14 protein-coding genes are annotated in these 23,424 nt (G+C 45.3%); 7 read left to right on the forward strand and 7 right to left on the reverse strand.

The genetic code is table 11. The features are described from left to right. Window positions 1–120: 120 nt before the first annotated feature. From QUA34_RS02045 to QUA34_RS02055, 3 genes are read right to left on the reverse strand one after another with little or no spacing between them, the layout of a single operon-like run. Window positions 121–5,820: a DEAD/DEAH box helicase gene (locus QUA34_RS02045; RefSeq protein WP_333383695.1), complete on the reverse strand. Its 5,700-nt coding sequence runs from the start codon at window positions 5,818–5,820 to the stop codon at window positions 121–123. Window positions 5,821–5,831: 11 nt separating this feature from the next. After that, window positions 5,832–6,842 (reverse strand): hypothetical protein, encoded by a 1,011-nt coding sequence (locus QUA34_RS02050; RefSeq protein ID WP_333383698.1) that lies wholly within the window; start codon window positions 6,840–6,842, stop codon window positions 5,832–5,834. After that, a complete protein-coding gene (locus tag QUA34_RS02055) occupies window positions 6,835–8,868 on the reverse strand; it encodes a hypothetical protein (RefSeq protein ID WP_333383702.1) in 2,034 nt (677 codons plus the stop codon). The genes QUA34_RS02050 and QUA34_RS02055 overlap by 8 nt, the downstream gene beginning before the upstream one ends. A 272-nt stretch (window positions 8,869–9,140) precedes the next feature. Here QUA34_RS02055 and QUA34_RS02060 point away from each other — a divergent pair, with 272 nt between their 5' ends. Next, window positions 9,141–9,365, forward strand: coding sequence for a type II toxin-antitoxin system HicB family antitoxin (locus QUA34_RS02060; RefSeq protein ID WP_006631052.1), 225 nt, complete (start codon window positions 9,141–9,143; stop codon window positions 9,363–9,365). On the opposite strand, the gene QUA34_RS02065 is transcribed toward QUA34_RS02060, so the two are convergent. Then, a complete protein-coding gene (locus QUA34_RS02065) occupies window positions 9,331–10,506 on the reverse strand; it encodes a DNA cytosine methyltransferase (RefSeq protein ID WP_333383703.1) in 1,176 nt (391 codons plus the stop codon). The genes QUA34_RS02060 and QUA34_RS02065 overlap by 35 nt on opposite strands. 353 nt (window positions 10,507–10,859) lie before the next feature. On the opposite strand from QUA34_RS02065, the gene QUA34_RS02070 reads away from it, so the two are divergent. The 3 genes from QUA34_RS02070 (at window position 10,860) to QUA34_RS02080 (ending at window position 14,477) form a co-directional block, all read left to right on the forward strand. Next, on the forward strand, window positions 10,860–12,461 hold the full coding sequence (locus QUA34_RS02070) for a metallophosphoesterase (RefSeq protein WP_333383705.1): 1,602 nt from the start codon (window positions 10,860–10,862) through the stop codon (window positions 12,459–12,461). A gap of 145 nt (window positions 12,462–12,606) precedes the next feature. Further along, window positions 12,607–13,335: a DUF3891 family protein gene (locus QUA34_RS02075; protein WP_333383707.1), complete on the forward strand. Its 729-nt coding sequence runs from the start codon at window positions 12,607–12,609 to the stop codon at window positions 13,333–13,335. Between the two features lie 173 nt (window positions 13,336–13,508). Continuing rightward, complete coding sequence (locus QUA34_RS02080; protein WP_333383709.1) at window positions 13,509–14,477, forward strand: YegS/Rv2252/BmrU family lipid kinase; 969 nt, start codon at window positions 13,509–13,511, stop codon at window positions 14,475–14,477. Between the two features lie 52 nt (window positions 14,478–14,529). Here the strand turns inward: QUA34_RS02080 and QUA34_RS02085 are convergent, their stop codons facing one another. After that, window positions 14,530–14,886 (reverse strand): hypothetical protein, encoded by a 357-nt coding sequence (locus QUA34_RS02085; RefSeq protein WP_006631047.1) that lies wholly within the window; start codon window positions 14,884–14,886, stop codon window positions 14,530–14,532. A 374-nt stretch (window positions 14,887–15,260) separates the two neighbouring features. Here QUA34_RS02085 and QUA34_RS02090 point away from each other — a divergent pair, with 374 nt between their 5' ends. Then, complete coding sequence (locus QUA34_RS02090; protein WP_333383712.1) at window positions 15,261–19,781, forward strand: WD40 domain-containing protein; 4,521 nt, start codon at window positions 15,261–15,263, stop codon at window positions 19,779–19,781. 19 nt (window positions 19,782–19,800) lie between these two features. Beyond that, complete coding sequence (locus tag QUA34_RS02095; protein WP_333383715.1) at window positions 19,801–20,016, forward strand: hypothetical protein; 216 nt, start codon at window positions 19,801–19,803, stop codon at window positions 20,014–20,016. Window positions 20,017–20,126: 110 nt separating this feature from the next. Here the strand turns inward: QUA34_RS02095 and QUA34_RS02100 are convergent, their stop codons facing one another. After that, window positions 20,127–21,854 (reverse strand): ABC transporter ATP-binding protein, encoded by a 1,728-nt coding sequence (locus QUA34_RS02100; protein WP_333383717.1) that lies wholly within the window; start codon window positions 21,852–21,854, stop codon window positions 20,127–20,129. A gap of 306 nt (window positions 21,855–22,160) precedes the next feature. Next, window positions 22,161–22,601 (reverse strand): FxLYD domain-containing protein, encoded by a 441-nt coding sequence (locus QUA34_RS02105; RefSeq protein WP_333383720.1) that lies wholly within the window; start codon window positions 22,599–22,601, stop codon window positions 22,161–22,163. Window positions 22,602–22,820: 219 nt separating this feature from the next. Here QUA34_RS02105 and QUA34_RS02110 point away from each other — a divergent pair, with 219 nt between their 5' ends. Next, entirely contained in the window at window positions 22,821–23,027 is a 207-nt protein-coding gene (locus QUA34_RS02110; RefSeq protein ID WP_333327235.1) for a tyrosine-type recombinase/integrase, read from the forward strand. Window positions 23,028–23,424: the final 397 nt, after the last annotated feature.

Consider the following 23,424-nt stretch of genomic DNA (forward strand, 5'->3'; position numbering starts at 1 on the left):
TGACACATCGTCCGTAGACCGATCGTCCGCAGAGACTGAAAATTGGCAGATGAGTCGATCGAAACAGAAGATTCTGCACGCTTTAGGCCATCTGGTAAAGCAGCACGGGACTGCGTTGCTCTAATCAGCTAGTGACTGATAACACCAACTTGGACGCCGCAGGAGATTGAAGGTATCTAGGTATCGAATCCGATCAGCTTGTGCGACTGTAGCAGCGGCTTCCTTGGCTTCATTCAATAAGCCTTGAGGGCAATCTAGATTCCACAAAGGATGAACGATGATAACACTTATATCCCCCACAGTCAAACCCGGTAGAGCACCGAACTGTTGCGCGGAACAACTAAACGAAGCACAAAATGTATCGCGCAAAGCAGTTGCTTTCAACACCCAATCTTCTAAGTCGGGAGTAGAAAAATCCCCATCCAGTCCGCAACGAAAATCACTACTAGCTAATCCCCTCTGCAAGGAAAGCCCCAAACGCCAATCCAGCAGACCGTGATAGTTCATATTGCGGTACTGCTGCAAGCAATCATAACAGGAAGAGTCGCATTTTTGGCGGTGTTCTGGTGACATTATCGCCTCAGCAAAGCTATTTTGAGAATTCAGAATTTTGTCTAAAAGGATGTCTTCCCAGTAATTAGCTAGCCAGTAGGTGAAGCCAGAACCATTTGCAAGCCGATCGCTAATTACAATTTCTCCTACTTTTTCCCCGGTATCCTCTAATTCAGCCTGTCGCAAACCGCTCACGTCTAATTCTTCAGGATCGATGTCTAACTCTTGTGCTGCTACAGCACGAACCATGAAAGCGGCTGAGTAGAAAGCAGCTTTGACGGCGGAACCGCGTGCAATAGGATCGAGGCACAATCCATCTGGTACAGCAGCGGGTTTAATTCGCAGGACACCAGTGGTTTTTGGGGCAACGATCGCAATTTTTTCTGACTCTCCCTGCTGTTTAAACTTCACATTATTTTTATTCTGAAATCGCTCATCAATCCACTGATCTGGTAACAATTTATCACCGCGTCCAAATGTTGCATTTCCTGTTGCTCCTTTAAATAGCTGTCCTCGATTGTCATTCACCCGGAAAACGCGGCCGGATTCAGAAAAAGCTGTCTGAGTATTTGTGTTATTTACTAACTCAAAATATTGAATTTGTGATTCGGCTACGCTGGCTGCACCTGTAATTAACGCATCGTATTCATCTTTAGCGTCAGCCCCAGGATTGAGGCTGGTACGGAAAGCTAAAGGGACAGCCCACTGAAAAAGTCGGAATCCATCTTCCTCATTTGCCCCGCATTCTGGACAGATTATATGTTCAAATTTTGCATTATTTGTATCCGTATGTTGGCAGCGCTGACACCTCAACATCCATTTGCGAACGCTCAGAGGTTCGCCAGCAGGAACCAACCCATTTTTAGTGTCGGGAATTAACGATGCTGTAAACCCGATCGCAGTATAAATCCGCTTATCTTTAGTTTTTTCTGAACCAGGGGAAAATTCAGAGACAGCTAAATCTAAATCTCGATCGATAGTAGGAACTTTTTGTTTTCGGGACGGATCGTGATGATACAAATCACGCACTCTTGAGGGCATCCCGTACATCGGCAAAACCCCGCCCTCAGCGAGGCGCTCTGCCAATCCATCTCCAGTCAATTCTAAGTTATTGGCACACTCGTCAATCTTTTTAAACAAATCCTGACGTGCATAGTTTTCAAGTTTGTTGCAATCGATACCTTCAACACCGACTAGCAGAGAATTTACGATCTCGGTGACTTCCTTTGATTTTTCTAACCAATTACGAACTTGTTCGCGGCGTTCTTCCGTGTCCTTCCACTTTTTAAGTGTCCCAAATTCACCGTGACTGTCCGGTTTTTTTTCTACCTCCCAGCAGGTGACACCAGCATCCTTAAATGCGCGTCTCAAACATTCTTTGGCTAGGAGGCGCTGCACGATCTCAACCTGTGACATAGAAAGAAAAGGAACCGGCGGCGGATCGCCGGTAATTTTTTCAGGATGGCGGTAATAAAATTCATCGTGCGATCGACCCCGACAAAGAGTAAGTACGATCGCGAAAGCCTGACCCCGGCGACCGCCGCGACCCGCACGCTGCTGGTAATTAAAGCGCATAGGCGGCATATTTGCCATCACCACAGCCATTAAACTGCCAATATCAATTCCCACCTCCATTGTGGTAGTCACGTTCAAAATGTCGATGATATCTACCTCTGGGATAAAATCTCTTTCTTGTTCGCCAAAATTCACGATAATGTTGCGGAAATGTCGCTGTCTCTCGGCTTGATCGTCGGTTTGTCCGGTCAACTCTTCGCAATGTAAACGCAAGGGTTGACGCTTATTTACAGCTTGGGTGGCGAAATAATTGCGAGCGTATAAATCTGCACATATTTTATTAGGTTCCGACGCTAAATTTGCCAAGCAATTAGTATTAGTACAAATACCTCCCGCACGGTGCAGGTGAGGACGCTGGCAAGAATCGCACTGCCACACGGGGTCATCGGACACAGCAACTCGTACAGATAAATGCCGGGGATTAAGTATAAAGTGGTGGTGCTGACCGCATTCGCAAATGGCAGATTTCAATGCCTGCTGCAATTCCTGTTCTGAAATTCCGCAAGCTTCTGCACACTCTTTAATATATTTCCGAAATTTTGATCGCACATCACCCCAGTCTTTCCAGTCATCTAACGGATAATCTTTAGGTTCTTGCGGATACCTGTACAATTCACCTAAAATTCGCAAGCTGCCGTTACAAATGCTCTCAAATACTGAAGGTGAAAGTCCACATTGGATTGCTAGCTGTTCTAATTGATTTGGCGGTAAATTCAGGCGAACATAACCCAGACCCGATGCTTCAATCCCAAAGTACAGACGACTGAAAAGTGTGTCGCAGACCTCAGATTTAACTTTAGAGCGAAGTTTGTTTTCTCGCCTTTCCTCTGCGCCAGGAGACAATTTAGATTTCCACCCTGCGGTATCAGAGGAAAAATCAAATAATGTTGTCCAATGATGCCAGTTACTGTCGTAGTTAAATTCCTGGTAATCGACATCGTTACCCGCAGGATTGACCCCCAAAACTTTCAATCGCTGCATGAGCAAACCAGGCTCTTGATTGTCGCCTTCAAACAGTATTCTGAGAGGAACTGTGCGGGTATTACCTATTTGCTGGATTTCGCTGATTACCTTCTGAGCGTTATCTCGATTTTCCTGCAAGTTTTTTACTACCACAGGCGAAAGTTCTGCTGGCCAGGTCGAGTTAGCTAATTCAAGCTTTTCCTCTAACTCGCTTACTATATGGGGGTGACGTTGAACAAAAAACATAGATTCAGAACGAGCAGGCTGACCGTATTGTTGAATATCTTCTAACAGGTGGGGTTTTCCGATTGCGATTTGTCCAAGTTCATCAAAAAGTGCTTCTCGTATTAGATCGTCATAGTGCGATCGCTCAATTCCATTGGATATAGAAGCGGCATCTTCACGACTATCAGAAAACACTACTAATTTGCGGGATTCCGCGTCTTCTGGTAGCTGATAAAACAGTTCTTTAGACAGCAGTTGACTCACTTTAGAAAAACCTGTTCTGAAGCCACGGATTGGAGATTTTTGATACAGTCGCTTGCTGTAGTCAGCACCGCAGCAAGCACAAACCGCAGGCAAAGCTTTAACTTTTTCCTGTTCCTCTGGTAACAGGTTCGGTCGATAAAAAATATAGCCTTTTAATGTTAAGTCATCAGAGGAATGAGGGTCGCCTAAACTAACTATACCGCTGCGAGTATCTAGGCATGCCTTCTTCCAGCAACCTGACTCTGCTTTTTTATACTGTCCCCAACCCTTCGCATATTCATCAATATCACTCTGTCTGGACGGCCAAAATATAGCAAATTCTTTGTACGTCCTCCGAGCGAGAAATTTGCCAGCTTGTTTGTCAGGAATTCCCTCAATATCCGGTTCGGTAGGCAAAAGTTCCCATCCGTCATTATTCTGTCTGGTCAGCCTGTTTCCCCCAAGAAATACAGTTTTGCACTGTTCGCAGTAAAGAAGTTCTAAAACTCGGTAATTATCGCAAAGTATGGGAGGATTTTCTACAAAAAGTTTGCCAACAGGTCGCTTTTCGCTGATTTCGTTTTCCTCGCACCCGTGATTCGGTTTAGTGCAAGCCCAAAGCCCTTCGATATTCCTGAAAAACCAGTGCAGCCTAAAAGATGGCAAGGATGTTTGGTCGGACAAACCGCGAGCGACAAGCAATCCTCTTACTGCCAGCTTGAGGCTTTCATTTGTTAAGTTATTGCCAAACATTTTTTGACCAAAATCAGCGATCGATACGGCACGAATTTTGTCATCAACGTTACAAGCATCGACCATTCTAGCGCCAATAGCCGCGCTTTCTGATTCCACAATTTCGCGGCAAGCACTGTATGCCACAGTTTCCTGCAACCGTTCTATATTATTGATTTCAGGTGCTTCGGCCAATGCGATGAACGGTTCGACATCAAGGAATTCTTGACCCTCAATTGACGGAATTGGCTCTAAATGACCGGGTATAATCTGTTGGGAATGCCATTCGACACCGAAGAATTGATTCAGAAATTCTAAGCTTTTTGGGTCGTCTGGTTCCAGAGATGCACTAGAGGCAAGAATCCGCAATTTTGGATGACCTGGATGGAGCCCCAATCGTTGCAGCAACAGTCGCAGCAAATAAGCTACTTCAGTCCCAGAAGTGCCACGATACAAGTGCAATTCGTCAACAATTAAATGAAAGACACTACCATCTTTGTTTAACCATTCCTTCGTTTTTTCAAAGATATCTTGATCAATATTCCGCATCAGCATAATACTGAGCATAGAATAGTTAGTAATTAAAATATCTGGCGGGGCATCCTTCATATCCCAGCGACAGCGCATTTCTGACCCATCTAAACGCGGGAAAAAGAACCTGACATCATCATCGCCAGTTTGATTTGCGTGTTCGCTAGCTTTAGTGGCTGATTGCTCCATTTGCTGTATTGCTTCCAGCAGTTCTTTTATTTTTTTGCCATTAGGTTTACGATTTTCTGTGTATTCATGTCCCGGTACGGGCGTAACGCCGTTGTATCTTCCAAAATAAACTCGGTTGCCTTTTCTATTATTTTGAAACCACTCTCGCGCTGCTTCAGAATCTAAAGCGCGGCGCAGCCTGGTAAGTTGGTCTTCAACTAAGGCATTCATGGGATATAAAATGAGGGCGCGAACAGCAGCATCCCGGTTTTCGTGACTTCTCTGAGGAACGCGATAAGATTTCTTAAAACTGTGGTTTTTCTTCCCTACAGGGTTACATTCATTCTGCCAATCCTCATTTTTCCACCAGTCGTTGAGATGAGGTTTCTCTGGCTTAGGATTATCCCAATTTTTCGATTCTTGGGCAAGGTAAGCAAATAGCGGCAACATAAAAGACTCTGTTTTCCCTGAACCAGTACCTGCCGTTACTACAGCATTTTGACCTTCTAATGCCTGTCGCAGCATTTGGATTTGGTGGCTGTACAGTTCGTAATTGCCTACAAGTCCGCAGGAGGCAAGCTGTTTAAAATCTTGAATGGCAGATTCATCTAATCCTGGTACGTTTGAAGTATCTAAATCATAGATAGTTTTACCCGATCTTTGATAGCGGGGCATCGGTTCAATCCAGGGTTCTTGATGGAATGCACCGGGTTGGCGCAGCAGTCTTTCGCGCTCTTGTTCTATTTCAGTAAATTGAGTTCCGAAAGCGGTTTTTATGTACAGTAGGAAGTTGTCACGGATTGTATTAAAGGCGTTAATTGGATCGTGCATAAATTACCTCACTATGTTATATTTAAAGATTGCTGTAAAAGTGTTTGCCCTAATTTAGCTGCGGTCATTTCTGCTATTTGAGGGGGAATTGCGAAGAATAACTTGAATCCCTGAATTTGCGGATCGTGCGGCAATTTTTTTACATATGTTGCTGCATAACCGGAACAAAGGGTTAAGGCTCTTTCTAGAAGTCGTGGCAGATTGGCGCTGGCAGGTACTGCCATAGTGAATCTGCGTTTGTCGTAGATTAGGACATTCCGCCGCAGTGCTTTAAGAATAGCATACCTTCCCCAATCAAGGTCTATTTCTGTACAAATTCCATCTCGCCAATGATAGTACGATAGGGTGTTTCGCGATGGATGAATGTATCGACTGAGACGAATATTAGTGTCGGTTTCTTTGATAGTTTTAAATTGTAATGAATTAGGTTCAAAAGTTTGGTCTTTCCAGTTCAATTCTGGAGCGTTAGCCCATTTGAGAGTAGCTAAGTAGTCGTCAATACTGGCGGCAAAATGCAGCAAAGACCAGGCTGAGGGCGTTTCGATAAAAGGTATGCCGAGAGAAGATGCGATCGCCTGTAATTCCCTTATATCCTCTGCTTGTACAGCCACTCGCTTCGGTATCAGCCCTAATTCACTCGCTTGGTCTTGGATTTCAACGTTGATGTGATTTCCCACAGACTGACAAGCATCTGATAATTGTTGAATAGTAGTAGGTGATCGCGCTCCTGCTAAAATGGCTTGAGGAAAGCCGGCACTGGGCAATCGTACCAATAGAGGGGGAGCAGAATAAGCCTTACTCTTGCTGCTATCATCGCTAAAATTAAAGTCACAGTGACCCAGAGAATCGAGGGCGCGAATTACTTGAAATCTTTTATTCTTAATTCCGTCTTTGTCCATGTTTTCTTCCCTCACACCCGTCTCAAGATTATACAAATAATCAAAGGTTTCCTTAAAGGATAGCCAAGTAACTTGCTTTTTTGCAGAAATAATGTAGAGCAGTTTTTCGCTAGTTTCAGACACGTTCTGCCTCCTTTTGAAACTGTTGCCACAATACTTTCAAGTTAGAACGATCGGGCGGGGAAATTTTCTTGCGATCGTGCCACAATATTTCTTTCCAAGCCCGAATCTTCTTGCGGTCTTTGCACTTTGACATCGACGGTTGTGATTCGGCTAAATTGGTGCTGCAAAACATTACTTGACCGCGATGACGACCTTTGGAAATAGCCCAAACAGGCTCCCAATTTGTAGGCAGTGATTCCGCCGGCCAAATTGCTATTTGACCTGGTTCTTTACCAACAAAGAAAATCCGCTGCTTTCCTTGTATTGGTAAAAAAGTGTTGAAGTTAAAGTCCGGGAAATCAAGACCCTGCACAAATGCGCCAGCAACGCCCGCGCTCCCATTATCTCCTGTCTGGAGCTTCCCGAAGCGATCGAACTGTTGGGAATTGGTTTGGGATGGCAAAGAATAGTTTTCTACCAATAACAGAGAACAGCGCTTGATAATATCCTCTCCACTGCGTGCTTCAATTAGCAACTTTGTTTCCGCTGGAGTATCGGCTGGCAATTCATAAATATCTGCTGCTTCCGTGGAATCTAATAGGCGATCGTTGCAATATACTTTTATTGATTCGCTGCCACCTTGCAGCACCAATTTTGGCGGTGCAAATTTAAAGAATTTATTACCTTTTTCCAGGCGTATTCCCCCAGCTAACTCTAGGCGTATATTAGTCGGGAAAGCTAAGATTGGGTATTCTCGTTTAACAAGCTCGTCACTGTAAGCACCCTTCGCTTTGAAGAAGTGCCACCCACTGGGCAAACCATTTATGATTTGCACATTTTCAAAGTCTTGACAGCTAGAGTCTCCCCATCTTGTCAGCAATTCCAAACACTCTTGATGAGCTGCTAAATAAAATGGCTTTTGAATGGGCAACTGTCGCACTTCTACAAATCCCGGTAATCCCTGACTACCTCCATCAATGAATACTCGAATGGGTGATGCTGGCAGCCTAAAACACCATTTAGAGTCATCAGATCGCACTTGCAAACCTTTCAACCAATCAAATTCAGAGGCAACCAGTGGTTTTCCGTCTGACTCAGATATCAGAGTTGAAGACCAACCCCCACTATCTTCGTAACAAGAGAAGGGCTGACAATTACCATCTGAAAATAACAATAAATCGTCTTCTGAAAATTCGTGTTTTGTACTGCAACGCAAGGTTATAGTGGCGCGTTTGGCAATTGGATCGAGTTGACAGCACAATCTCAATAGTCCGTAAATCTGCGTTCTATCTGAAACTTCAGCCGTTCCATCCCAACCACGCAATTCATCAATAATCCATTCGAGCAATGCTTGGCGATGTTCGTCACTGTCCCTGGTTTCTTCTAATAAGCGCAGCGTCGGTGGTCGCAGTTGTTTACGCCCGTGCTTGGCTAACAAAAGTGCGATCGCCCCCTCAGTAGGATGTGAAACAGGATCTAAGTCAGCAGCCGCAAATATAGCAGGTAGTGCGCGACGCTCTTTTTCAGTCAAAAGAGTTTGGGCGATGGGTATGCCAACATGAATCCGACGCCCAGCACTGTTGATATTGAAGATCCCTACTTCACCTGATTTGTATTCATTTGCCCACCGCGCTAAGTCATCCCAAAGCCTCCTCATCTGGTCGAACCCTCGATACTGTCCAGATGTAGATTGTTCGCGCAGTAATGCCCGGAGACGGCGGTAGTAGGCATGGGCTGCAAAATCTTCTTCGATACCAGCAGCGAGGACGAATAGCGCCAAATAGCCGATGTAAAGAGGATAACCTTTTTGTCCGTGTCGGTACTTCCAGTCATCCATACTCTGCAAGGCTTTCTCGCAGATGCCCTTCCCTTGCACCCCAATAGGACCAGCCTTAACTGCCTTAATAAAATCGGGAAGATCCGCACCGTAATTTTGACCAATATCTGTTATTAGTTCCTCTGTGACATACAGGTGAACGCTGCGCCCTGCCATTTCATTATTGAAAAAATGAGCTGCGATGGAATTATTCCATTTTAAATAATCCATTTTAATATTTCATATAATTTAAGTGAGCTTGGTAATTTTAAGTATTATAGCCCATGAATAGCCATTATAGTCTGATCGTCCAGTGGTCAAAAGAAGATAAAATTTTTGTTGTCAGCTTGCGTTAATTTACTGAGAGCAGGTAGCTTTTCAATCGGCACACTTACGAGGAAACCGCCAAACAGGGACAATAATTGTTAGAAGCATTATTTAGAGAAGTTAGTCAACGAAACAATTGAGTTGCTTAGGGAAATCAAAGCAGAGGAGACAGAACTATGAAATATACAGTTGTTATCCAATGGTCAGAAGAAGATCGATGCTTTGTCGTATTTTTGCCGGAGTTTGAGGATGTCATGCAACCGGTAACTCACGGAGATTCTTATGAAGAAGCTATCTACAATGCGCGAGAGGTACTAGAGTTACTAATCGAGAGTTGTCAAGCTGAAGGTAAACCATTGCCAGCAACTAAGAAGCTAGAACGATTATTTCAGGCTGCTTAAATTTGTTTACAGCAATATCAGTCAAGTATGGAATAAGTGCAAAACCGATACACTCTGCTAAACGGGGCGGCACGGCATTTCCAATTTGCCACATAGCCTTTTTCATTGAACCTTCAAAAATAAATGAATCCGGGAAACTTTGCAATCTAGCCATTTCGCGAGCGGAAATCACGCGATTAAGATAAGGATGAATATGAGTGCCGCCGTGATTTTCTTTAACAGTCATACTCGGTTTTCCCGGATACTGTCGCTTGAAAGCATCGGCGTAGCTTTCATACAAAGAACCGCCTGGTGGAACTTTAGCAAGTCTTTCCATGTACTCAACAGAATGACGAGTCCATTGGTGGTTAATTTCCGGTATGGGAGTATACTCTGGTAAATCATCAATGGCTGACTCAATCGCTTTATATTGTTCGGGCAACAATTGTGGCTTCGGATAGGGATTTTGCATCCCAAATCTATTGGCAATAAAAATAGCTCGCGGGCGGATTTGCGCGACTCCATAGGCGGCTGATTCCAGAACAGCAACGGACATATTGGGATAGCCAATTTCCTCAAAAGCCTCGCAAATGGCTTGCTTAACAGATCCTTTTTGTATAGTCAATATTCCCGGTACATTTTCCATGACAACATACCAAGGACGTATTTCAGAGACTACGCGGACAAACTCTCTAAATAAGCGATTTCGAGGGTCGTTGGGGTCGCGTTTTCCTGCAACTGAGAAGCCTTGACACGGCGGCCCACCTACAACAAGATGAACTTCTGGCGAACCAATTTCAGCGAGCAACTTTTGGGGATTTAAGTTTTTTAAATCGTCGCACAAGTGATGGCAATCGGGAAAGTTTTTTGTATGAGTTGCCGAGGCTATGGGATTAATTTCAACGCTTGCTACTGGTCGAAAACCTGCTTGCAATAAACCTTGGGTCATGCCGCCCGCACCGCAAAAAAGATCGACAAATGTATAGTCTGATTTTGGCAGTGACTGAGATTCAATATCAATGAATATCTTGTAGGGGTCGCAGTCATTTGCTTCTAGTTCGCGTTGGATGCGTTCGTAACGCCCTAATTTTGCTTTCTTCTGCTTTTTGGCAGGAATTGGTTCTTCCTCTTTTGAGAATAAAGACAGTTGTATTGCTTCCATTTTATATTTTTTTACTGCGTTCTATCTGATGTTGCCCACTTGGGGCAGGGTGTAGGGATCGATCGCGCTTGGAGTCGGAGAGTGCGATCGTCTCACATATTGCACCATTCTCGCTTAAAAAACCCGACGACCTGTTCCACAAAGAGTGAATTTTCTTGGGGGTGAACCCCAGAGTCCGCCCATAAAAGGCTGATTGAGAAAGGTGCAATATCTCAGTTGTCAGGCAGTATTGTCGTCAAAAACCCGGTTTCTGAGTACCCGCGCGTCGATTTTCAGCTTTTAGAGAGATGTAAAAACTTCCCCGATCGCTACACTATTAAGTAGGAACTCAGCAATTTTGGAGAAGAGGTGAATTGAAATTCGTTTCCGACCCGCAAATAAAAGTTAAAATCCGCAAAATGAAAGAGCGGGTGCGGTGGCAAGAACAGTCGATCGTCGATCGGGGAATCGACCAAACTCGGATGGTTTTGGAATCTCAAACCACCGACTCTCCAGAGTTTTCGTTTTTAGTCGTAGGCGACAGCGGCACGGGCAACCACCGCGGCTACAATCCCCAGCGGCAGATTGCCGAACTGATGGTCTCGGAGCGCGAAACTTGCCGTTTCGTCCTCCACACGGGCGATGTAGTTTATCTCGTAGGTTCCAGCGAATATTACTTGCAAAACTTTATTCGCCCCTACCGAGAATTTATCGTCGGCGGCGAGCATCCCTCTCGGATTGCCTACGATCGCATGGTGTTTAATTTTCCGTTTTTGCCAGTACCGGGAAACCACGACTATTACGACTTGCCGATAGTCTACGGCATTCTCTCGGCCACAGCCTTACCGCTGCGGCGGCTGTTGGGTTCCAAGTTGGATCTCGATGTCGGCTGGCACGGTTCCGATCGCGGAAATGCCTACGCCAAAGCGTTTCTCGACTACCTGCAAGCTCACAAAATACCGGGAGAACTCGATCGCCACCTAGACGCCCACTACACCGCCAGCACCAGCACAGGCCGCTGCCTCCGCTACCAACCCGGACGCTTTACCCGCTTACCCAACCGCTACTACACCTTCCGCAGCGGCGGCATCGACTTCTTCGCCCTCGACTCCAACACCTTCAACGAGCCCTTACCAATCCCGAAAACCAAACAGGGCGACATCCGCCGCCAGGATTTGGAACTCGATCGCCAGAAGTTGGAACAAGAAAAATTGGCAATGATCGAAATGTGCGATCGGCTCAACCCCGAAATTCCCGAGGAAGCCGAACAGCTAGACGACTTGGGCGCCAAGTTAGAGCAAGTTGACGAAATGTTGATGGATATTGACAAACAACTGTCGTCCCACAAAACAGCCGCCACGGACGTTGAACAGCTCGAATGGCTGAAAAAAAGGCTGATTAACTCTTGGCGCGATTCCGAGGTGCGGGGGCGGGTAATTTACCTGCACCATCCCCCCTACGTGACCGAGGCGACAAAGTGGAATCAAGCTCAAACTTTAGCGGTTCGGTTGCGATTGCGCGAGGTACTCGACGGGGTGGCCGATGCAGTTGGGGATGTGGCGCGGGGGCGTCCGCTAGTAGATTTGGTGCTGACGGGCCACGCTCACTGTTTGGAATACCTGCGGACTGGGGATACCGGACACGGCGACTCTGGGATTAATTGGATTGTCTGCGGGGGAAGCGGCCACAGTCTCCGCCGCCAGCGCCCGGAAGGGCCGATGCTGCAGGAAGCATTGAGTCCTGAAGCTTATCGGTTGGCGCGGCAGTCTGGTTCCGAAACAGCCAGCCGGCGGGTAGCGGAATCTTTGCTATTTGTCGGCCGCAGCGGTCAAGGTTCCCACAAACGCCGTCCTTATTCGTGTTTGCGGATTGATGTTCTCGATGGGTGTCCCCCGAAGTTCCGCATCCGACCTTTGGTTGTCGAACGCTTTGAGGGGAAATGGCAGGATATCCCGATCGAACCTTTTGTGATTTAACTTTCGTTTTTCTGTAAGTCTCGATCGCCCTTAAAAACCTGGGCTTTGACCGATTCCGGTTCCCCCTTTTTTAAGGCTAGGGGGGATCGAGAGCGGAATGCTCGCACAAAATACTTGTATCAATTTAATTCAGGAGAAAAATTCAATGATTGCTAACTTAACCGCCACCGGCTGGGAAATTATTTACCACCGCGCCCACGCTTTACTCGCGGCGCAACTGGGCGGACAGTGGAAGCGCTCGAAATCTCCGCTTCGCCTCTATGAAACCATAGCGGCTATTTCCCATCACGACGATTTGGAGAAAGAATGGGAAGAAAATATTTTGACTGAAGCGGGCGCGCCCTTTGATTTTACCTTGCAGACGGAAACTTCTCTGCCGAAAATTAAAGCCATGACGGAGAATTCCCTATATCGCGGTAGGTGGGTAGCAATGCTGATTTCTATGCACATGAGCTATCTCAATGAAGGAAAGCGGGGAGAGTCGAAGGAACTCGACGAGTTTTTGGACAAACAACTGGAAAATCAAAAAAAATGGCAAAAAGAGTTGAATATTTCCGAGGATGATGCTAAGGCAGCTTATGCTTTTTTCCAGTGGTGCGATCGGCTATCATTAATTCTTTGCAGCCGCGAGTTACCCGCAGGAGAACGAGCTTTAGAAATTAGTGTCGGCCCGGACGGCAAGCGCTACGATATTGTACAGCACAGCAACGAACTCGTGACTGTAACTCCTTGGCCTTTTGAAGAAGATAAGTTTACTGTGAACGTCGAAGCGTGCCTTTTGGATAAAGTCAAGTTCGACAGCAACCAGGAAATCAAGGAAGCCTTGCACAAAGCTCCCCGCGAAGTCTTAGAGTGGACTTTTGTCAAGTCTTAATTAAACCTCTCGCACAAATACTGCACCGTTCTAGGTGTGTAGCGAGAACTTCAGTTTTATCGAGTTTTATGAGGACTGAAGTTCTCGCTACACACCAATTTGATTGTTGGCGATTTACCGGACATAATATTATCAATGAGTCCTTACCAATTACCCATTACCAATTACCAAATATGGAACGTTCAGCTTGCCTAATTTTCAATCCCGTCGCCGGTAACAGCGACCCCGACCAAGACTTAGCTAGAATTCAGGAACTTTTAGAGCCTTTTATTGACTTAGACATTCGGCTGACAACCCCAGAATTAGACGCAGATCAAATCGCCCGCGAAGCAGTTGCTAGGGGAGTTGAGGCAATTATTGCTTGCGGGGGCGACGGCACATTATCCGCAGTTGCTGGGGCGATTGTCAGCACCAATATTCCTTTAGGAATTATTTCGCGGGGAACTGCTAATGCTTTTGCTAATGCTTTAGATATTCCGAATACAATTGAAGCCGCCTGCGAAAATATTTTGGGAGGGTTGACGCGGGTGGTGGATGCGGCGATTTGCAACGATGAAATGCCGATGGTTTTGTTAGCCGGAGTGGGTTTTGAGGCGGAAACCGTCGAACTAGCCGATCGCGAAATGAAGAATCGCTGGGGAATGCTGGCTTACATTCTTTCAGGAATTAAACAGTTAAACAATTTAGAAAGATTTGAAGCCGAAATCGAAACCGAAGATAGAATTATCAGCCTTACTGCTGTGGCCGTCACCGTGGCGAATGCAGCGCCACCTACTTCCATTTTAGCTCAAGGCCCGGCGGGGATTGTTTTTGATGACGGCTTGCTGGACGTAACGCTGGTTGCACCTCAGAATAAAGCAGGGGCGATCGCAGCTTCTTATCACCTATTGCAAACAGCTTTGAGCGGCAATCCTACAGATCGCGACGACATCGGTTATTTGCGGGCAAAAAAAATAAAAATTACTACCGATCCGCCTCAAAAAGTGGTTTTAGACGGGGAAATCATCGGTATGACTCCGGTTTCAATTGAGTGCGTTCCGGGAGGTTTAACTATTTTTGTACCGCGAATTGAAGAAGAGCCAGTGGTAGAAAAACTCACGGGTTTAGCGGACATCGAAATTACATTGAAACCCGTAACTTAAAATTTTTAGCTACACAAATAAAAAGAAAGACCGCGCGGGCGGTCTTTCTTTTTTAGGCGTCTAAAATTTGGCGAATGCGACGCTCCAAACGTTCGAGATCGAGTCCGCCTTCATCGCGGCTGATGCGGCGCACGGTGACGTTAACATTGCTCAAATCTGCCAGCAAATCTTGCAGGATTTCTTGTTGCTGCCGAGCTTGAGTTATTTCGCGCGGTTCCTGCACCAAATCACGAACAATTGTATCTTCGGCGCGTGAAGCAACGATCGGGTCTGCTTCGCCGTCTACGTGTACGAAAGTGCGCCGACCAGGCCCCCGTTCTTCTTCAATTGGTATTACTGCTGTTACTCGATCGGAGCGTACATATTTGCCAAACCCCAGGTGGACTAAGACAGAAGATTGTATTTTCATAGATAGCAACTTTTATTTGTTAGTTATCTATATTTTAACTTTTGCACTATGATATAACAACTAATATCCGAGCTATTTACACTACAATATGTGTCGGTATTTTCTATATTTAATCGTTGTCAATTTTACTAAAAAATGCTAACTTAATTAACTGGATATAACTTACAAGCCGTGGGTCAGAAACCGGGTTTTTTACGAAAATACTTCGCTCCTACCAGCAGATTCGGTAAAAAACCGGTTTCTTTGGTCGGAGCGCGTAAATCCTGTTAACATAAAATTAGAGCAGTTTGCGATACGCAGCGCATTTCAGGGACACAGCCTACCGATTCTAGATTTGAGCATTACTTCCACGGAAAAACAGGAAAGCCTAAATCATGCTAATTAGTCTCGACTTAGTTATCAGCCTCCTGACGACAATTCCCTTCGGCACCATCAAAGACAAGTTTCAGCGCAATGAAAGTGTCATCAAAATCTTAAAAAGATTTAACCTCGACCCCGATGCTCCGCCCGCAGATTTTAGCGGAGTTTATGTTTATACTTTAGTAGAGTACGGCGCTGGCAAACCCAAGCAGATTTTAGAACTGTTTCGCCAAAAAGAGATTGAATCAGCATTTCGCAAAGCTTTCGAGTCCGATAGCCCAGCCATTTTAATTCAAGCAGGCGATGAATATCTGAATAAGAGTGCTTTAGGCAAAGAAATTCGAGATTTAGGCATTGACCCCAGACGGGAATTCATGGCATTTGCCGCCGTGTTTATGGAAGTAGCAAAGCGGACGCGGACGCTGGGAGATGTGATGATGGGAAATTCGATCGCCTCTTTGCAAAAACGCCTATCTATGGTAATGGATCGCATCGAACGCCTCCCCACTATCGAAGGAATTCGCACCGAGTTTGCACGACTGGAAGCTGAAGATTATCCCGCACTTCCCGCCGCAGCATCAACTAATATTCAAAAGTCTCAAGCTTTTATTTTATCACAACAAGTTCGCGGGTGGTTTGAAACATTAAGTTATAAGTTTGAAACCTATCAAATCTCGGAAGATAACTATTTTGAATGGATTATCAATGTCCCCGTCAGACGCAATCGGTACGATCGCATTTTAGTGCGCGGAATTGCCGGAGAAGCGGGACTCAGGGATATCTCAGCTTTGCGCGAGTCGGTAGAAAGACAGCGCACCGATGAAGGGTGGTTAGTCACAGCCCGCCGCATCAGTCGCGCCGCGCGGGATGAGATAGAGAAAGCCGAAAATCGTAATTTAGCTTGTTATACTTTCGATGAATTGCTCGACCAAGATGCCGATTTTACCGCTTATCTGGATTGGCTAGAAAAAGAAATAACCAGCAGAGAAATTGATACCAAATATGTGCCGCTAGCCTGTACGAAAGAAGAAATTGATCCCGATACTCACCGCAAGATAGGCGTGAGTCATTATGACGGGCGAGATGGCTGGATCGAAGGTTATATTGACCTGTGGTTAGAAGACCCAGTAAAAGAACATATTTCAGTTTTAGGAGAATTTGGAACCGGGAAAACTTGGTTTGCGATGCACTATGCTTGGATGGCGCTACAACGCTACCGAGATGCTCAAAAGCGCGGCTTAGAACGTCCGCGTTTGCCGTTAGTAATTCCTTTGCGAGATTACGCCAAAGCAGTGAGTGTCGAGTCGCTATTTTCCGAGTTTTTCTTTCGGAAGCACGAGATACCTTTGGCGGGTTATTCTGCCTTTGAACAACTCAATCGCATGGGCAAGTTTCTGTTGATTTTCGATGGTTTTGATGAAATGGCCGCTAAGTGCGATCGGCAAGAAACCATCAACAACTTCTGGGAACTAGCAAAAGCCGTGGTTCCTGGCGCAAAAGTCATCCTCACTTGCCGTACCGAACACTTTCCTGAAGGCAAGGAAGGACGGGCATTGTTCAATGCAGAACTGCAAGCATCAACAACGATTTTAACAGGCGAAACTCCCCAATTTGAAGTCTTAGAATTAGAGAAATTTAACGACGAGCAAATTGGGCAAGCGCTGTCATTTCAAACAGAAGCCGCGACTGTCGAAAAAGTGATGGGAAACCCGCAGTTATTGGATTTAGCGCGCCGCCCGGTGATGACCGAGTTAATTTTGGAAGCATTGCCCGATATTGAAGCTGGAAAACCCGTGGATATGTCGCGAATCTATCTGTATGCGGTGCGGCGGAAAATAGAGAGAGATATCAAAGCAGAACGGACTTTTACTTCTTTGGCAGATAAGCTTTACTTTTTGTGCGAGTTATCGTGGGAAATGCTGTCAACCAACCAAATGAGCCTGAATTATCGCGGTTTTCCCGATCGCATTCGCAGCTTGTTTGGTTCCGTCGTCCAAGAAGAAAAAGACTTAGACCACTGGCACTACGACATGATGGGTCAAACGATGCTGATCCGCAATGCAGATGGCGATTATGCTCCGGCGCACCGTTCGTTATTAGAGTTTTTTGTCGCTTATAAATTTGCAGCAGAATTGGGAGTTTTGGCGGCAGATTTTACCGAATTAGTTGCGCCGGAACAGTCTTGTTTAGATCGTAATGCAGCGCCTCAATTATACACTTGGTCAAATTATTGTCGGCTTCAGGCCCAGAAGAGAAATAACAACGAACTTATCGCACCTTTGAAAGGATTTGTTGCTGAAGATTTAGGTCAACTTCTTCAGAGTTTCGGACAAGCACCACTGACGAAAGCAGTCATGGATTTGTTGTTGCCGATGCTAGTAGGGGCGGTGTCCCCGTGCCCGCCCGCCCCTGGTTTAGGGGCAACCACCGAAAGAGGGGCAACCACGGGGGGATTGCCCCTACTCGAAATTATAGAAGCAACGCGAGGTAAAACTGAAAGCGAGGTGGGTTATGTGGGAGGGAATGCGGCAACTCTGTTGTTAAAAAAGGACAAGACTGCTTTAGAAGGAAAAGACCTCTCTAGTGCCGTTATTTTAGGTGCTGATTTTACAAATGCTAGTCTGCGCCGCGTCAATTTTGCTGAAGCAAATTTAGCTAATTCTACCTTTACTAAAATCTTCAGCAGCGTGCGATCGGTCATATTTAGTCCCGATGGCAAACTGTTAGCTACAGGTGATACTGATGGCATAGTTCGCTTGTGGGAAGCTAGCAGTTGCAGAGAAATATTGACCTGTAAAGGACATACCAACGTGGTGGAGTCAGTCGCCTTTAGTCCTGACGGTAAGATACTTGCTAGCGGGAGTTATGAAAATACAATCAAGTTATGGGATGTCAAGACTGGTGAATGTTTAAAAATTTTGCAGGGACATACCGGATCGGTAATGTCAGTCACCTTCAATCCTGATGGAAATATACTCGCTAGCGGGAGTTTTGATGGCGCGATCAGGTTATGGGATATTCACACGGGTGAATGCTGCAAAATTTTGCAAGACCATACTAAAGTTGTATTTTCAGTGGCTTTCCATCCTGCTGGTGAGATGTTAGCCAGTGGAAGTGGCGACACAACAGTAAGGCTGTGGAATGTCGGTACTGGTGAATGCCTCAAAATTTTGTACGGTCCTACTAAAAACGTGTTTTCAGTAGCTTTCCATCCTGCGGGTGAAATACTTGCTAGTGGCAGCAGCGAAAAAACAGTGAAACTGTGGGATATCAGTAGCGGTGAATGTCTCAAAACTTTGGAGGGACATGGCGATCGAGTACGGTCAATAGCCTTCAGTCCTTCGGGCGAAATACTCGCAAGTGGAAGTCACGATCGAACTGCAAAGCTGTGGGATATCCGCACTGGAGAATGCTTGAATACTTTGCAAGGACATAGCAATCAAGTAGGGTCAGTCGCCTTCAGTCCAAACGGTGAAATACTTGTTAGCGGTAGTTACGATAAAACGCTGAGGCTGTGGGATATCGACAGCGGTGAATGCTTGAATACACTGCAAGGGCATCGCAATCAAGTAATATCGATCGCCTTCAGTCCAAACGGTAAAATACTTGCTAGCGGCGATGACGAACAAACTGTCAAGCTGTGGGATGTCAGCAGTGGTAAGTGCCTCCAAATTTTGCACGGGCACCTCGATCGGGTAAACTTAGTTGCCTTCAATCCTTCGGGTCAAATACTTGCCAGCGCTAGTTATGACCAAACACTGAAACTGTGGGATATTCGCAGTGGTGAATGCCTTCATACTTTGCCAGAATTTGGCAATGAAACACGATCGATCGCCTTCAGTCCAAATGGTGAAATACTTGCGAGTGCAGGTTATGACCAAACGGTGAGGCTGTGGGATATCGGTACTGGCGAATGCCTCAAAACGTTGCACGGACATAACAATTATGTATACTCGGCTGCTTTCAGTCCTTTGGGCGAGATATTTGCCAGTGAAGGTTTGGACGGAACGGTGAGGCTGTGGGATATCCATACTGGTGAATGCCTCCAAATATTGCAGGGGCATACGGATTGGGTACGCGCGATTACCTTTAGCCACAACGGTGAAATACTTGCCACTGGAAGTATCGATCGAACAATTAGACTATGGGATGTCCGCAGCGGTGAATGCCTTCAAATCTTACAGGGGCATACTGATTGGATACGTTCAGTTGCCTTTAGTTCTTCTAGTGAAATAGTTGTTAGTGGAAGTGTCGATGGAACGGTAAGATTATGGGATATCAGTACAGGTGAATGTCTCAAAATTTTGCAAGATCATACCAGTAGAATTAACTCTGTTGCCTTCAGTTCAAATGGAAAAATCATTGCTGCTTGTAGTCGGGATGGCACAATTAGAATTTGGGATTTTGAGACTGGTGAGTGCCTCAAAATACTTAAAAGTGACAGACCTTATGAGGAGATGAATATCACGGGCGTTACGGGTTTAACTGAAGTTGAGAAAGCCACGCTCAAAGCTTTAGGGGCTGTTGAAAATTAATCATTGCAAAGGAGGAAGTATGCAGTCAGCAATACGGATTACAACCAAAGTTATTGCAGGAAATAAACTTGAAATTCAAGTGCCGCCTGGATCTGTGGGCGAAGAGGTTGAAGTTTTTGTGATGAGACCAGAAAAGCCTTGGAAAACTTTTTTTGATAGTTTGAATAGGTTTTCTGACGACTTTATGCTAGTCAGAGATCAATTGTCTTTGGAGACGAGAGAGGCTTTTGAATGAAATTTTTGCTAGATTAGGACTTACGCACGGGTAACAAGAAACCGGGTTTTTTTCGAGAATACTTCGTTGAGGCCAGCAGAAATGGCCAAAAACCCGGTTTCTAACGTAGCCTACTGACTAAACTGTTGAGCGTAGTAGCCAGCATAGCGATCGCCCTTTTCGAGCAATTCCTCATGCGTCCCCGATTCCACAATTCTGCCTTTTTCCAAAACTAAAATGCGATCGGCTCTCCGCACAGTCGCCAAACGATGAGCGATAATAAACACAGTGCGATCGCGCATCAATCTTTCCAGCGCTTCCTGCACTAAACCTTCGGATTCCGAATCCAGCGCCGATGTCGCTTCATCCAAAATCAATATTCTCGGATCAAGCAAAACTGCACGGGCGATCGCAATTCTTTGTTTTTGTCCCCCAGATAAATTTACACCCCTTTCTCCTACCCAAGTTTGATAGCCGTCAGGAAACTCACTAATGAATTGATGAGCGTTAGCAATCTCCGCAGCTTTTTGCACATCTTTCAGTTCATAATAAGATCGCCCAAAAGCAATATTTTGAGCAATTGTACCCGAAAATAAAATCGTTTCTTGCGGTACAATTCCGATTTGCCTCCGCAGAGTATTTAAGGTGACATCTTGAATATCAATACCGTCAATTAAAATCTGTCCCGCTTGCGGATCGTAAAATCTGGGTAACAAGTTTACTAAAGTAGTTTTACCCGCACCGGATGCACCCACGAGAGCAATCATTTCTCCGGGAAGCACCAACAAACTCATGTTTTGCAGAATGGGTGTCTCTGAGTTATAGGCAAAATTAATATTGCGGTATTCGACTTTTCCGGTAACATGGGGAAGTTCAATTGCACCCGGTTTTTCGACTACAGCGGGTTCAATTGCTAATAGTTCAAAAATGCGATCGCTAGAAGCTTCTCCCTGCTTAAAATCCCCGTAATTAGCAGTTGTAATAGCGATGGGATCAATTAAAAGTGCCACCGCTGCGATATAACTGATAAATTGAGTACCTGTGAGGTTTCCTTGAGAAATTTGCCAACCTCCCAGGAAAAAGAGCAAAATCACGCTCATCGCTTCCAGAAAGCCAACTACAACGAACTGAAGTGCTTTTATTCTTTCTGACAAATACTTAGCGCGGCGGTTTTGTTCTGCTTCTTCTGCAAAGCGGGCAATTTCGTAGTCTTCAGCCACAAATGCTTTGATTAAACGAATGCCGCTGAATACTTCTGTCAGCAAAGCGGATAAATCAGAAATGCGATTTTGACTTTGGCGCGAGTAACTCAGCAGTCTTTCGCCAAACCAGCCAATTAAGATAGCCATCAGCGGTGCAATAATTAATGCACCCAAGGTTAATTGCCAGTTGAGATAAATCATATATCCCAGAACCGCAATTAGCTGCAAAACACAAGGGATAAACTGATGAAAAAATTTATTTACGACTTCGCCAATGCGGTCAATATCTTCGGTGAGGCGGTAGGATAAGTCTCCGGTTTTGGCAGTTTCAAAGTAGCCGATATTGAGTTTTTGCAGGTGGGAGTAGACTTTTTTGCGAATTTCTAAAGCAATAGTCAAAGCAGCTTTTGCCATCAGCGTATCTTGACCGTACTGGGCTGTACCGCGAATTAGAAAGATAATGGCGCTGAGTGCAGCAATTTGAGCGAACCCTTGTAAATCTCCTTTGCCTATAAATTTTGCTGTTTCGCCAACTAGCCACGCTATAATCGGCCAAAATATGGTAAATACTACGGTACAAGCTAATGCTTTACCGATGGTTTGTTTTTGGGGACGGAGGTAGGGTAAGATTTGCCAGTATGTCGATCGAGTTTTCAAGATATTTTGCCCTCGCAAATTCTGTTTTTGGGGATCTCTGCAAGAATATTCAAACTTCGATCCCCCCTAACCCCCCTTAATAAGGGGGGGACAAGATTATTATTCAAAGTCCCCCTTTTGAAGGGGGATTTAGGGGGATCTCTGCGTAAGTCATAGAGATATCTGAGCCAAAACATGATAACAGCGATCGGACAAATCTCAACAATCATTCTTCACCGAAAGCATCCGGGATACAAAGCCCCCGGATTCATCCGTGGGTTAACTGTCCAATTCTTCAATCTAAAATCTAAAATCTAAAATCTAAAATCATTCTTGACCGTCGGCATGAGTAGCCTGTACTTTAGCCCCCGCGACAACTTCGCCCCGAAAGGCGGCTGACTGTCCGGGTGCAAGAGTAACTGGTTCAGCGTAGATAAATCCGTTGTCAATTAAATTGCCTGACTCGTCCAAAACTTCATAATTGACTTTGACATTCTTGATTATTTTGCAGCCTTGATTAAGGACTTGACCGCTGAAAAAGTAGCCGTCATAATTAGTCGCCGCAATAGACACTTTCGCAGCAATGTTGGAACCGGGAATGCAAGTTTGGGAATTTCCTAAAGATGGCTGTTTCTCGCATAACTTGCCTAAGTCTACTGTTTTGCCGTCGGGGGTTTTCATGTAGCAAAACGGCTCGTCAATTTCGGAGTTTTGGGCAATTGTATTTGTAGCGTATGCTATCAAAGGGCTAGCTGATATCGGGGACATTAGTAAACTAGAGAAAGCTAGTGTTAAATGTAAATAAATCATGCTTTTTTAGGCAAGTTAGGAAATTAATTGCTACAATACAATACAGCTAAAATTTAGGCTAGCATATCTATATTTAGGGGTCGTCGCACTCACGCTGCATAGTGCTATGATAAGACATCAAACTTTAGAAAGTAAAGTAAAGTCATTGTCGTTACTCAAGATAACCCACGACAAAAAATGTTAGAACTGATTGTGGTGTTCTTGAGCAGGAAAGGAGAGCACTTGACCTCATCCCACGTTCTCAAAATTGTAGCGACTGCCGGCAAGCGGGCCGAGGTTGAGGGGAAAGTTTCGCCGCACTGGCTAAGGCATTCTCCCGCCAGTCAAGCATTGAATAGGGGCGTGCCCATCCACTTGGTGCAAGCAACATTGGGACACAGCTAAATTGAGACGACGGGTCGCTATCTTCACGCGAACCCTGCTGATAGTAGCGGGTTGCATCTGCTGGTTTAGGACTAGGGCAGCAGAACTATAACTGCTTTCTCCACTACATCTTTTACAACAGGGCGATCGCTATCAGTATATAGCAATCCTAAATGATTTGCGTAATTATTGTAGGGGCAATCCCCCCGTGGTTGCCCCGATAGATAGGGGGTAGGCACTCTTAGCACTACCCCTACAAATTTATCTGATTGATTTAGGATTGCTATACTGCGTTGGAGTCTTCATCAACTGCTTTCAAGTGATGTCAATGCTAGGGCAACACGCGACGCTATTGAAAAACTCCTAAAAGGGAAGTGATGGACGGGTACGGTCAAAAGTTATTCTGTTCTACCCGATC

Source organism: Microcoleus sp. POL10_C6 (assembly GCF_036701585.1).
Lineage (GTDB): Bacteria > Cyanobacteriota > Cyanobacteriia > Cyanobacteriales > Microcoleaceae > Microcoleus.